The following is a 12,694-nucleotide window of genomic DNA, read 5'->3' as shown; positions in this document are numbered from 1 at the left end:
ACTTGGTTTGACAATCTGTCGTGTATATAAATTCTTGAGGAACGCATTTAATATCCTATAAAAGCCTCTTCCAAGCTGGTCTAAACTCTGAAAAATCACTTTTTATACTCACATCACATCATACTTAAAGCCAGATAGAACCAGGTGCGAATGTGTGTTCCATTCCGTTTCTTTCAAATCGTTATGATATAATATAGGAAAAATGATGCAGGAAAAGAGGCATATCGATGGATATTAATTCACAGCAACTTGAGATAATTGCTGAAACTGAATTTTCCTTGATCAAACGGTACTTTGACATGGAACAGCAGCAGTACATTGTTTTAAAGGAGACAAAAGGAAATCTGGATCGATTTACGAGACTTCTTTTTGAAAGAGAGGTAGGAGCTTTACGAAAGCTCCACCATAATCATATTGTCCAAATGTATAAGTTTGAGTTTGCTGCTGGTGAGAATGGCGGCCAAAAAGGGAGAATATTTCTTGAGCATATAAGTGGAGAAACCCTCCAAACTATAGATCGTTCATTAATCGAAAGCGTTGACAAAATAAGAATCATTCAGCAGCTTGTTGATGCAGTTGAAGCTGCTCATAGCCAAGCTATACTGCATAGAGATATCAAACCATATAATATAATGATCGTGGATTATAGACATGCAAAGCTCATTGATTTCGGTCTCTCCAAGATCAAGGGAATGGTTACAAGTGATACGACTTATAAATATGGTTCTAATCATTATACAGCTCCAGAAGTCGGCTATCATCCAGAAAATGCTTCTTTTCAAAGTGACATTTACTCTTTAGGAGCCACGATCTACTTTCTCCTAACTGGATCTGTGCCCGAATTACCTCATAAGTTACAGGATTCCATTTCAAGAAGTTCCGACATTATTCCATCATTAAAGGAAGTCCTGATAAAGGCTGTTAACCCTGAGCTTGATGAAAGATATGAAACGATCACCGATCTCAAGCGAGACCTAGCTCAGATCATGGGATCTCTAATGTCGGATACGAAATTTTCCATCATGTTCACTCATGAGATGCTAGAGAAGGCTAAAAGACAGAAATTTGTGCCAAAAGGCATCCACAGTGATGTGTTTATTGACCAATACTTAAACAAGTGGTTTGAAAAAGATATATATGGATTTGTCGATTCAAAACTAGAGTATGGCAGGTTGAATGACGACGATGAAGTATCTTTTTTCTCGACAGATGGATATCTTTTGAAAGGCTTGTATAGGGAGCACGACGAATATTTTTTAGTTCATGAAATTAAATTCATTAAACAGCAGACTGAGCGAACATTTTATGAGAAAAAGTACTTACGTATAGCTGGTAAACCTATCTTTAATCATGCGGCTTTAAAACATAATACACAGGTTGTTCACCATACCATCGAAATTGTAAACGATCTCGTCGATCATCGGACCGATTACCAATCGGATGCCAGTAAACAAACTGAATTTGAGAAGTTTTTTGGGATTTGGTCCGAGTATCTTGAAAACGAAAAAGACTTGCTTGTCTCAGCTGCAAAAACCGTAGAATACTTAAACTATCGCTATAACACAGAAGATCATACGACAGAGTTTGAGTTGAAAGATACAACAATAGAAAGCTTAGGATTTACGAATGAAACAACCATTATCTTTGATCCCAAATTAGAAGACCCAAATAGTAAAAACAGAGCAAAAATAGTGGTTGTTGGGAAGTTCAAGGAAATTACTTACCAGGACGATTCAGTGTTTCTCATCGTTGAATCTCCAAAAAGAGTCAGAGGAATTCCCAATTCGGGGAAACTCGTAGAAGATTATCGTTTTAAACTTACTCTAATTGATAAACAAATGAGCGCTATTCGTGCTTTAAATAGCGATGAGGCCGTATGTAATGAGAATTTGCGCGATATCATCTTAGGTTTTGAAACCCCAAAATCAGTAGAGGGTTTTAATGACATTGATTTCTTTAATAAAAGATTAGATGGGAATCAGAAGGATTCTGTAAAAGTGGCCCTCAATACATCTTCTATTGCCGTAATACAGGGACCTCCTGGAACGGGGAAAACGACGGTAATTCGAGAATTTGTCAATCAGATCCTACATCGTAATAATGCCGATATCTCACAGGAGAAGTTTAAAATTCTCATTGTTTCTCAATCACATACCGCTGTTGATAATGTGTTGGAAGGGCTAGATTTTCAACAAGATATTAGCACAAAAGTAATTCGGATTGGACATGATGATAATATATTGCCGGCGATTCGAGATAAATTTAGTGTCTCAAACGTCAGGAGTTTATGGGCTATTGAAACCAAAGAAGCCTCTAACCGAAAGATGAATGAGCTGATCTCACAGCATGGAATTGATACGGATGAGCTAAATCGCTACGTTGAACTTCACTCCCAAACGCAACGTTCAGAGGAGGAAGAATTGCTGATACAGCAATTCGAAGCGAAATACCAGGATGAACCAGAAAAACAAAGGATTATACGTACCGCTACAATCCAACGTAACTGGATAGATCGTCTCGGAATTGCCAGCGATTCAGAATCACGGCTTATTGAAAATGCCACGATTGTTGCGGGAACCTGTACAGGCTTTAATTCGAATCCATCTACCCGAAATATGAACTTTGATTATGTCATTGTTGATGAAGGAGCAAAAGCAAGCGTACCAGAACTTCTTATACCGCTCCTTAAAGGCAGCCGGCTGATTTTAGTTGGAGATCATCAACAGCTTCCACCTATTTTAAATACAGAGGCTATCAAGCTAACTTCTGATGGAAAACAAGAAGATTTTGAGAGTGGTATATTCAAACGCCTGTACGATAGCTTTCCGAAATCGAACCGAATCCGCTTAACGACGCAATACCGGATGCACCGAACCATAGGTGATATGATTAGTAATGTCTTTTATGGTAATGAGATTCAAACTGGAATTCCCGATGAAGAACGAACCCATGAACTACAGTTTTATCAAGGAAAACAATTGATATGGGTGAGTACAAGTAGGGAATACAATCGAAGAGAACAAAAGCATAAGACGCAACAAAATACAAACTCATTTAAAAATGAAAAAGAAATTCAAATTATAAAAAAGATGCTTTGGGATATTGACGAAGAAGAGACGGCTAGTGGGTATGAAATCGCAGTAATTACGGGTTACAGCTATCAAAAATCTATTATTAGAGATTTTGTTGCGAGAGCGGACTTTAAAAACATCAAGAATATTGAGGTCAATACGGTAGATGCATATCAAGGAAAAGACAAAGACATTGTCATTTTTAGTACCGTCCGTAGTAACAAGGATAACGACATTGGATTTCAAAAGTCAGCACAAAGAATTAATGTGGCACTGTCCAGAGCACGAAGATTATTAATAATCGTTGGAGACAAAGATCATTTCATAGGAAATAGACTGCCAACAAATAAACTTCCTGAAATAGACCGATACATGTCACAAAAAGAAGGCTGTGAAATTATTGAATACAAGGAGCCAAGTGATGCGAGAAAATGAATACATTCTAGATTTGAAATCAAAAATCCCTCCCAATATTGAGGGTCTAATCTATTTAAAAACAATTACGATCGGCATTCCATACGTTCGTATGAAGTTAAATATAACTACTCGTCGGGAATATCTACTGCCTTTGGCGCAAGAAATGGTTCTACGTCTTCTTGAACAGAAATGGACGAACTATGATGAGATAAGTCAAGTCCTTGGCATAGATAAAGACTATTTGGACAAAATTCTTCTGGAGCTCGGCGTTGCTGATTACATTAGTCATATGGGGAAACTAATCTCCCTGACGGATGCCGGAAGAAAAGTTTTACTTGGATTAAAATCCATACGAATTGAACCGGATTTTATGGACAGTGTCTATTTCAATATGCTTACTGGAGAAATTGTAAAAGATGAAAGCATGATGAGATCCAAGATGAGGAATAGATCTAAATGTATGGTTTACCTAAATAATATTAAAGATTTAAATGGCGATTTTCTTACTACCTACGAACATGAAATCAGGGAGTTATATAATATAAGAATTAGGGATAATCGGGATAGATATATGGATGATGAAACTGTTGGTATGGACGAATTATACAGGGTCATTTCAATAGAAGATTTTGATCGCGTATACGAACAAATTCCAGTACATGTTTACTACTCCCGAGATACTGACAACCTCGCGTTTGAACTGATAAGCAGTGATAATAAAGATTTGTATCACACATGTTTAAGAGATCAAATGAAAAATCATCCTAAATCATGTGATGAAATGTATGATACATGGGAACATAAGCAACGAATAAAATCCAAAAACACCTTCAAGTGGTATCCTGAAGAAGCGTATGACATACAAACTTTAGAGAATAAGCGCTTTGAGTTTGTGACACACCTCCAAAGTTCAAGTGTAGACACGGATCAGATCTACAACAGCTATTTTACAGATCGACTTATGATTTACCAGGAGTATCAAGACATTCTACGATCTCTAACCCAAAAGAAACCTAGAGAGGTTACCATTATAACGGATAACCTGTACATGTTAGAAAAGAGTGAATATAGCCTGCTAGCCTTAATTGAAGCAATCTCTCAACATTCGGCGATCTATATTGGCCATGGGGATAGATCAAATTCTGTTGTCTCTAAAATAAAAGAAAAATCAAATATAAAAACTGTTTTCTCAAAGGAATTCCCTGATATAAGAGGCACCCGAATTATCGTAGATGGCGATTACATGCTTACAATCCAACACAAACCATTTCATCTAAGAGGGGAATGTTTTTTGCAGGAAATCGGCATTCTGACTTATAACAGCGCACATATCAATTTGATAAAAGATCTATTTCCTGACATTGCGCCCTCAAAGGAATAAAGCTTGAATATCCTCTATAAAAAACCTTCGTCTAATAAACGAAGGTTTTTTATTTTAAGGAGAATTTGTTTGTCTCCGTTGTCGTTTTAAAAAACGCCGCTACAGTGAAGTATCTTGCAGCTCACTGGTATCCATTAGAGCGACGCTATATGTCTGATCCGAATTGGATGGATAGGGCGGAGTTGAGGAATCAAAAAAGATAAGTGATATCAGTGTATACGCCGAAGTATGGAGTAGAAAAGAATGATAGTATAGATATGAACAGAAAGCTGCAGGTGAAGATTCGGAGGAGATTAGGCATGGGTTTTATGATTGCTCAACGCGCATACATCAAGCTGTATCTGATTACGATGGTTGAACAGCATAGGGGGTATGGCTACGAGATGCTGGTGGCGATGAAGCAGGAATTCAAACCTTACGGTTACGTACCACCCCAGAGTGAAATATATCGAGCATTACATGAATTGGTACAGCAGGGTGTATTGTATAGGACGAAAAAGCTGAAGGGTAATGATCCGAAGGTCGACTTTCAAGAAATCGTTCTTTATCATTTCACAAATGATGGTGCGGAGAAAGCAGAGTTGTATAAGAAACAGGTCAAAACGGATCTCGATCGGTGTCTGAATATGCTCCACAAAGCAGTGAACGATAATTATTCATAAGCTTTTACTGATGAAACCAAATAATAGGTATATATCGGAGAAGGAGGGAGATGCTATAACTATGACCATTTCTCCTCTCTCAATTAATTGGGTAACCGATCCTTAACTATAGGGGTCGGTTCTTCGTATACTTAAAATGATTTTCTTTTGCACGGTTTTCCTGGAGAGCTGCGTAGCAGCTGTTCGTCCGGAAGGATCACACTTCATAGCCGTCCCCAGCCGACAAAGTCCTTCGTCTGAAGCCGATGGACCAATAACCCGAGAGAACGGGACAGGAATACAACATCAAATAGCCATAGCCGATGAATATGGAAGCCTACATGCCTTTTAGGAGACATTATTTGATATGTTGGAACCCAATTTACTTGATCTATGAAAAAGACGCTCCAGTAAGGTTCTGGAGCGTCCTATTATCATTTAAATTACACGGCCCTTTCAAATTATTGGCGACCATGTTTTTTCTTTTTAGGTCCATTCTTAATTTGATTCGCTTCCTCTTGTTTTCGTGTTCTACGAGCTGTTTTTTTCTGGAATCTTTCTAGGTCTAGTGGACCATAATGTCGCTGATACCTTCGAAGAAGGGGAATTCGAAAAATTTCTACCAAAACTAGTGCAATGAGGATGACATAAGTCGCTTTGTGCATTCCAGGAGAAAGATATTTCACGCCCAGAAACAAGAATGTGAAATTTAATGCGCTGCTGAAGACATCACGTTTAGAAACCTTCTGCCGGAGATTTCTCTCACCCTTAGATAATTTGGAAGCAGTGACCAGAAACCCCCAAGCAGATAGAATTACTAGAAGTCCTAACAATCCGGTCTCATAGAGCCAGAAAAAGGAGTACCACAAACCCCCAAGTATCCAATATGGAACTATTGGAAGTCCATCTATCACTTGGTTATATGTAGTATGTCTAAACTCGGCGTACATCCGCAACCCACTTTCGATTGCTGGTACGGCCATGATCGGTATAAAAAAATACCTAACCCAATTCAGCTTCCATTTACTATCCCATGCCGGTATTTTAGAAAATTTATTCTGGATGCCAGCGATACCTTGATCGATATTTGCGTATTCAAAATCTCCAGGTTTAGGGTCGTTTGGATCTAGTCTTCTCATAATATTCCCCCAGTGTTATATGTATCTATTTCACTATTACGATGGAAACTAGCACTGGTTTCACTTAGAGGAATACAAACCTTAAGGTTGCGTACCGCCCCAGAATGAGAGCCACAAAATCAAGCTACTATTATTTGTGTTCTGCAGCGAAAAAAACTGAGATATTACGACGTTTAAAAAATCCAGAAGATGATATACTGGGATATAATGTATATGATCTAAAGGAGGATGAAGGTACGCGATGTTTACTTATATCCCCAATCAAGAGTACGTATTAACAAGCAAAGAGGCACTTCATTACTTAAATCAGTACCAACCTGTTTTTAAAAAGGAAATTACTTCATCGGAACTGAGTAGTTGGACCAGAAATTTTGAAGTAAATGCGATAAAGCTGAATGGAGAAGGTCGTTGGCGTTACCGCGAAGTTGATCTTAAAGATTTCGTTTATCGCTTCAAACACAACATCCTCCATAAGTTCAACGATTCTTACCGATCTAGAACATCTTGCAGTATTCCGGAAAATATCCTTCGAGATTTCTTCATTGAAAGAAGGCGCCTTCCAAGCAGCGACGTGCATCTTGGTTACGCTACATCCATATGCGTTATTTAATGACCCTGAACGGTCATATAATGATCTTTATCGAGCTGAAGGGGGAATCGTATTCAAAGATGCCCAAGTCACCTTCAGCATCAACTCAGTACGACTCAAAGAATCAGAACTAAAATTAAGACAACAAAGACTCCTATATCCTGTTTTGATGGCAGAAGTGATTAAGGAACTAGCTTCTGAGTATAGCCTTACAGATGGGATTAACATTAAAGATAAGATAATCAAAGCAGGATGGAAGCTCGTGGCTGATCGGATTACCAAAGAGGCTTATTTGAAAGAGATGGATAGTAGGAATGCTTCCTATCGCGAGTGGCCAGGGTTGAATGACCTTATTCATAACGAAATAAAACCTGTGATTTATGGTAAATGGAACGAGAGTATGATGCCGAAGAATTACTAATGTTAGGTTAATTTATTATAAAACCGTTAATCTAAATGATGGACGGTTTTTTTTGCTGTGAGAATTTACTTTGGGATAAACCGAACTAATCTAGGGAACATTCTTTTAAGATAGCATCCCTAATTTATGGTAAAATTACTCCGAACAAACAAAGGGGGAAATCAAATGTCTATTACCGCAAAAATAATAGAAGACATACGGGAAAAGGTAGTTCTATATGAAAGAAATTCAGGTTTTGCAGAAGCTAAAGCAAACGTAATATCTGGTTTGAAAGAACACAAACAAAATAAATCTATAAAATTCCAACTGAAAGAAGCAGAAACATATAAAGAGCAGTTTGAAAGAGAAGCTGAAAATAGTTACCGAGAAGCTCATCGTTTGTTTGAAAATTACAAAGACGATTTTGATTCTGAAGAATTAAAGGAAGCAAATGAGTTGATGGAAAGATTAAACTTAGGCGTTGGATTTATTGATCATGACAGAGATCAATAGGGAACTTTTTGTCATTTTGGTAGGGAACTTTATGTCATTTTACAAAAACATGGAATGATAAAACCGCACCATTACGCGGTTTTTTAAAGACTATTGCACAAAATCCGTATTTTGACTAAATGTCTTTACACCTGAATACGCCGATCTCAAAAGAAAATCCGTATTTTGACTAAATGTCTTTACACCTGAATACGCCGATCTCAAAAGATGAGTTTTCACATGTACATTGACACAAAGTTCCCTACCAAAATGACACAAAGTACCCTACTTTCAGGCATTTATGCCCTTTGTCTTTAATTAACGGAGCAAATTTGGAACTTGGTAGGCAATTTTATGATGTCATTCTCCAGTCTGGTAGGCAACTTTATGTCATTCTCCAGCCTAGTAGGCAACTTTATGTGTCATTCTCCAGTCTGGTGGGTAACTTTATGTCAATTTTCCAGCCTGGTAGGCAACTTTATGTCACTCCCTCCGGATTATTTATCCATGTTGTTTACAGCGCTTCTCATTTGATCATCTGTTAAGTGCGTATAAATCATTGTAGTTTGTATTGAAGAATGTCCTAATTGATTCTTTAATTTTGGGACATCATTATTCTCAATATGATAACGTGTGGCAAATGAATGCCTCAAAGAATGAACCGTCAAAGCCGGCTTTCCAAAGGCTGTTGCATATTTCTCAACAAGTTTTTCTATAGAACGTTGTGTTAAACGTCTATTTTTACCTTTGCGTCCTACAGGTGCTGCAATAAACAAAAATCTTTCATTTTTTTCTGGGGTATATTTTGTTTCCCTTATCTGCAGGTAATTCTCAATATCTAGGGATGCTTGGCTGCTAAAGTAAACATATTGCTCTTTTCCCCCTTTTCGGACTACTCTTACAGATGATTTCGTCAGATCTAAATCCTCAAGATTGATTCCGGAAACTTCTGATAATCTAAGTCCTGATCCTAAGATTAATGAAATTATTGCCGTATCTCGTTCACGATTAAACTGATGGTAATGCATGATACGTTTGTTTGTTTTGTTTAATTCGCCATAATCATATGCTACAAACACTCTAAAAGCTTCAAAATCATTTTCTCTCAGTATTTTTCCTTCCATACGATTCGCGATCGTTTCCTGACTTTCTTTTACTGCATTTAAGTCCATTTTAGCCATAACATTTCGTTGTATATAAGGCTTTAAATCAATTGTTTCGGCTTTATTCTGTAAGTAATCAAATAAGGACTTAAGAGAAGAAAGCTTACGGTTTATTGTTAGCTTATTATTCCCAAGTTGATACTCCAAAAAAGATAAAAAGCTTTCTGTTTCACGTATCGTTAATGTTTCTAGCGTGGATAATTCAATTTCTGTTCTTTTTTGGACTGTGGTAAAGTTCTCTGTAATTAGCCAATCAAAAAAGATTATATAATCGTGGCAGTAATTAAGAAGTGTTGAGGCAGAAAGCTTACGCTTCTTACTGAGGTGTCGCGCATAACGCGCACCGAGTTCCTGCTTTTTGAAGTAGACTCCGTCCTTGTCATGAATGATGCGAACAACAGAAAAACTACCCCGAGCAAGCTCCTCATAACGTGTAAAACACTGCTTTTGAAACGATCATATCCCTTCATTCGTTCAGAAGGAGCCAGCTTATCGCGATAACTCCATAACACCCAGCTACTCTTCGTAACTAACCAGTACTCAACCAACACCGTGCTTCGTGTTCACCTGAACCACACAAAGTCCAGCATGCAACAGATACGAGGAAACCAAAATCTCACGCATGTGATCGGAGATGCCTGGCGGGATGAGTACTCCTTCCTGAGCCAAAATCACTGCCTGCACTTCTGCCATTAACATGTCCAGAGGGCTGTCGTCTACCGCAATCATACCGGCATCCTCGGAACCAATAACCTGTGGACGGCGGTTAAATGTAACCATCATCTGGTCATTGTTGCTCTTGTTGTTTAAAAGCTGATAGAACTGGTTATTTGCGTGCATGCCCGGTGTAACTACTCATCCAGATCATATCATAACTCATGAAGTACAAAACTGTGAAAGATGCCATTGCGACCTTTCGGACGTACCGTCTCTCCATGAAGATAAGCGGCAAGTGTTCAATATTATCGTGAAGATGGAAACGACTGAACACCGTATTCAGACGAAAATCTGTTCAAATCCTCACTGTCAACATCGGAACCAATCTGTCTACCCAGAGGGTATCGATTATAAAACGCAATATGGTTCTCCAACCAAGGCTTTGTTCAGCTATTTCCACGTACAGCAACTTCTGCCTTTGAAACGAATTACGGAAATGGTTCATGCCCTGACTGGCTCCACCGTTAGTGAAGGCGTTCATCTTCAGCCAATGCGCTTTGTGGCCCGGTTGTCCACCGCTTTTCTTGCCGCTCTTGCCCCGGAGGCTTTTAGGATTCGGCTTCTGATAGCCGTCACTTGAAGGTGGTTTACTGCTATTGTTGCTGTTCTGACCAAGTTGACGTTCTAACTCGTGAACGCGATTTTCGAGCACTTCAATTCGCTTGGCTTGGACTGCGACTAATTCCGTTAGTTGCTGATTCTGGAGGAGGAGCGTTGAGATAAAGCTCGCAATCTCAGTATCCCCTTTGCTAATACGTAAAACCTGCTTTTGCGTAAGCTTCATAAGTCCCACACCCTCACAGAAAGTCTTCTATATGACTACTTCTCCGTGAGAACGCAATGACTACTTCTCCGTGAGAACGCAAAATCCTTTAAAATTTTTAAGAATAATTTTCTAGTGCTGAGTAGTTACGAAAATTCTCATTCTGGATGAAGCGACTGCGAATCTGGATTCCTATACCGAACGGTTGATTCAGAATGCGCTCCATGTCGTGGCAGAAGGGCGTACCACATTGGTTATCGCCCACCGTTTGTCGACGATCATGCATGCCGGACGGATTATCGTGATGCGTGCCGGGCGAATTGTTGAGATCGGATCACATAAGAAGCTGCTGGAGGAAAACGGCTATTATGCGGAGCTGTACAACCATTCGCAGGGTAAGAACCAAATGCGCATGCAAGCTTGAGCGAAGATGGGCGTAAAAATGTGCAAAGACGCTTCCAAACCCGCATAACCGACGGGCATGGAAGCGTCTTTTTTAACACATTACAATTTCATAAAATTCCGAGGTGGGAGTGGATCTTCCGTTACGTTCCGCCTCGGTTGCCTTTCTTGAAAGATAGGCTACCAGGTGATGGGCTCTTCGAGCGGAATGCCGTCTGTGCTCACCCATTGTTTTAAGCTGTGCTGCTGCGCTTGGATCACAATAAATTCCAAATGTTGTTCCTGCGAAGTATTTCGCAATGAACGAACGCCCTCAGGCGCAATGCGGATTGACGATCCTTCTTGTACCGGGAAGATATTCCCGTCCACTTGGAATTGTCCCTGACCGTGGATAATCAAGTACAGTTCTTCGTTTTCCTTATGTTTGTGCAGAAAGGGAAATTGACCTCCGGGAGGAAGGCTGTTGAGCGATACTTCCATACTGTTCAAATTTAGCGAATCCTTCAGAAATTGCTTGCCTTTATCCAATTGTCGGAAAGGTCCTGCTTCAAAAACGGAATAGCTTGCATTCTGATCTGCCATTGTTTCATATCACCTCATCATTTTATTTGTAACAGTATTAATTACTATTACATTTAAACATTAGCATTTTTTTTGTGCAATGTCAACTGAATACTATGCATTGATTTAGAAAGATTAAACTCATACAATAGACTAAGCAGCTAAGCTCGATAGAAGGTAGGGGGTGTCCTGATGGTAAACAGCAATCAGTTTTCCATCGCTATTCATATCTTATGTTTTCTTGCGTTCAACGCTTCCGGAAGAACGACCTCCGAATTGCTGGGAGTGAGTGTGAACACAAATCCGGCTGCTATTCGGCGGAATATGCGCAAGCTTACGCAGGCGGGCTTGATTCAATCCTCGCTGGGTGTCCATGCGAATATTACGTTGGCGAAGCCGGCAGAGCAGATCACGCTGCTGGATGTTTATCGTGCGGTAACGGACGGGCAGCAAGAAAAATTTTTCGCCGTCCATCGTTCCACATGTCCAACCTGTCCAGTTGGAAGCAAGATTCCCCGGATGCTGGACCAGGTCTACGGCAAAGTTCAGGTTGCGATGGAAAATGAACTTGCTGCAGTAACAATTGCTTCGCTGGCCGGACAATTTGATCAGAAAGAATAAATTTTTACCGCTTGCGCGGTGTACAACACTTCTTCATAGAGCCACTCATGTGTCCGCCCGGACATTGACAACGTTCGCTCCATCACCTTTCGGTACAATGGGATTGGGATACAAGTCCTTCTTGGACGAGAGCAGCCAGTCCGTCGATGGATTTCCGTAAATCCGTTTTACCGCATGCCAGATACACTTGCTGAGTGATCAGCTCGCTTAGCATTCGGCCTCCAATGCTTGCACCACATCGCGGAGCAGGGCAGGATTGAACCCAGGTTCGACCTCGATAACAGCTGTACCGATTCGGATGCAAAGGGGGCAAGCGGACGGTGTAGGCTTCGACTCA

Annotated in this window: 11 protein-coding genes and 2 pseudogenes; 7 read left to right on the top strand and 6 right to left on the bottom strand. The window is 39.7% G+C overall.

Annotated elements, in window-relative coordinates; translation table 11 throughout:
* Positions 1 to 227: 227 nt before the first annotated feature.
* The 3 genes from P364_RS0134270 to P364_RS0134260 all read left to right on the top strand — a co-directional run bounded on the left by P364_RS0134270 (position 228) and on the right by P364_RS0134260 (position 5,531).
* Complete coding sequence (locus P364_RS0134270) at positions 228 to 3,506, top strand: serine/threonine-protein kinase (protein ID WP_024634461.1); 3,279 nt, start codon at positions 228 to 230, stop codon at positions 3,504 to 3,506.
* Complete coding sequence (locus P364_RS0134265) at positions 3,493 to 4,869, top strand: hypothetical protein (RefSeq protein WP_024634460.1); 1,377 nt, start codon at positions 3,493 to 3,495, stop codon at positions 4,867 to 4,869. The genes P364_RS0134270 and P364_RS0134265 overlap by 14 nt, the downstream gene beginning before the upstream one ends.
* 299 nt (positions 4,870 to 5,168) lie before the next feature.
* Positions 5,169 to 5,531 carry a helix-turn-helix transcriptional regulator gene (locus tag P364_RS0134260; RefSeq protein WP_024634459.1) on the top strand — a complete coding sequence of 121 codons (363 nt, stop codon included), beginning with the start codon at positions 5,169 to 5,171 and terminating at the stop codon, positions 5,529 to 5,531.
* 440 nt (positions 5,532 to 5,971) lie between these two features.
* On the opposite strand, the gene P364_RS0134255 is transcribed toward P364_RS0134260, so the two are convergent.
* A complete protein-coding gene (locus P364_RS0134255) occupies positions 5,972 to 6,649 on the bottom strand; it encodes a hypothetical protein (protein ID WP_024634458.1) in 678 nt (225 codons plus the stop codon).
* A gap of 395 nt (positions 6,650 to 7,044) precedes the next feature.
* Between P364_RS0134255 and P364_RS0134250 the strand changes: the two genes are divergently transcribed.
* Together P364_RS0134250 and P364_RS0134245 are read left to right on the top strand one after the other, a co-directional pair.
* Positions 7,045 to 7,659: a hypothetical protein gene (locus P364_RS0134250; protein WP_024634457.1), complete on the top strand. Its 615-nt coding sequence runs from the start codon at positions 7,045 to 7,047 to the stop codon at positions 7,657 to 7,659.
* Between the two features lie 165 nt (positions 7,660 to 7,824).
* Entirely contained in the window at positions 7,825 to 8,151 is a 327-nt protein-coding gene (locus tag P364_RS0134245; RefSeq protein ID WP_024634456.1) for a hypothetical protein, read from the top strand.
* A 476-nt stretch (positions 8,152 to 8,627) separates the two neighbouring features.
* On the opposite strand, the gene xerS is transcribed toward P364_RS0134245, so the two are convergent.
* From xerS to P364_RS38420, 3 genes and pseudogenes are all read right to left on the bottom strand, one after another.
* The gene (gene xerS, locus P364_RS0134240) at positions 8,628 to 9,683 is read right to left on the bottom strand and encodes a tyrosine recombinase XerS (RefSeq protein ID WP_081718283.1); all 1,056 of its coding nucleotides are present in this window, start codon (positions 9,681 to 9,683) and stop codon (positions 8,628 to 8,630) included.
* 150 nt (positions 9,684 to 9,833) lie between these two features.
* Entirely contained in the window at positions 9,834 to 10,133 is a 300-nt protein-coding gene (locus tag P364_RS0134235) for a hypothetical protein (RefSeq protein ID WP_024634454.1), read from the bottom strand.
* Positions 10,134 to 10,488: 355 nt separating this feature from the next.
* Positions 10,489 to 10,794: pseudogene (locus P364_RS38420) on the bottom strand (DUF6444 domain-containing protein); the annotation flags it as partial.
* A gap of 130 nt (positions 10,795 to 10,924) precedes the next feature.
* Between P364_RS38420 and P364_RS37210 the strand changes: the two are divergent.
* A pseudogene (locus tag P364_RS37210) lies at positions 10,925 to 11,197 on the top strand (ABC transporter ATP-binding protein); the annotation flags it as partial.
* Between the two features lie 158 nt (positions 11,198 to 11,355).
* Here P364_RS37210 and P364_RS0134220 read toward each other — a convergent pair.
* Positions 11,356 to 11,757: a cupin domain-containing protein gene (locus P364_RS0134220; RefSeq protein WP_029881528.1), complete on the bottom strand. Its 402-nt coding sequence runs from the start codon at positions 11,755 to 11,757 to the stop codon at positions 11,356 to 11,358.
* A gap of 171 nt (positions 11,758 to 11,928) precedes the next feature.
* Here P364_RS0134220 and P364_RS0134215 point away from each other — a divergent pair, with 171 nt between their 5' ends.
* Positions 11,929 to 12,357 (top strand): Rrf2 family transcriptional regulator, encoded by a 429-nt coding sequence (locus tag P364_RS0134215; protein WP_024634452.1) that lies wholly within the window; start codon positions 11,929 to 11,931, stop codon positions 12,355 to 12,357.
* Positions 12,358 to 12,439: 82 nt separating this feature from the next.
* On the opposite strand, the gene tnpB is transcribed toward P364_RS0134215, so the two are convergent.
* Positions 12,440 to 12,571 carry an IS66 family insertion sequence element accessory protein TnpB gene (gene tnpB, locus P364_RS37205; protein WP_081718282.1) on the bottom strand — a complete coding sequence of 44 codons (132 nt, stop codon included), beginning with the start codon at positions 12,569 to 12,571 and terminating at the stop codon, positions 12,440 to 12,442.
* Positions 12,572 to 12,694: the final 123 nt, after the last annotated feature.

The organism is Paenibacillus sp. MAEPY2, from assembly GCF_000499205.1.
Taxonomy (GTDB): domain Bacteria; phylum Bacillota; class Bacilli; order Paenibacillales; family Paenibacillaceae; genus Paenibacillus; species Paenibacillus vandeheii.
Note: the sequence above shows the minus strand (reverse complement) of the source record. Positions and strands in the feature narration are given on the sequence as shown.

Coding starts and splice junctions, on each gene's coding strand:
- P364_RS0134235 (WP_024634454.1), bottom strand. CDS start 10,133: ATGCACGCAAATAACCAGTTCTATCAGCTTTTAAACAACAAGAGCAAC.
- P364_RS0134215 (WP_024634452.1), top strand. CDS start 11,929: ATGGTAAACAGCAATCAGTTTTCCATCGCTATTCATATCTTATGTTTT.
- tnpB (WP_081718282.1), bottom strand. CDS start 12,571: ATGCTAAGCGAGCTGATCACTCAGCAAGTGTATCTGGCATGCGGTAAA.
- P364_RS0134245 (WP_024634456.1), top strand. CDS start 7,825: ATGTCTATTACCGCAAAAATAATAGAAGACATACGGGAAAAGGTAGTT.
- P364_RS0134255 (WP_024634458.1), bottom strand. CDS start 6,649: ATGAGAAGACTAGATCCAAACGACCCTAAACCTGGAGATTTTGAATAC.
- P364_RS0134250 (WP_024634457.1), top strand. CDS start 7,045: ATGGAGAAGGTCGTTGGCGTTACCGCGAAGTTGATCTTAAAGATTTCG.
- P364_RS0134270 (WP_024634461.1), top strand. CDS start 228: ATGGATATTAATTCACAGCAACTTGAGATAATTGCTGAAACTGAATTT.
- P364_RS0134220 (WP_029881528.1), bottom strand. CDS start 11,757: ATGGCAGATCAGAATGCAAGCTATTCCGTTTTTGAAGCAGGACCTTTC.
- P364_RS0134265 (WP_024634460.1), top strand. CDS start 3,493: ATGCGAGAAAATGAATACATTCTAGATTTGAAATCAAAAATCCCTCCC.
- P364_RS0134260 (WP_024634459.1), top strand. CDS start 5,169: ATGGGTTTTATGATTGCTCAACGCGCATACATCAAGCTGTATCTGATT.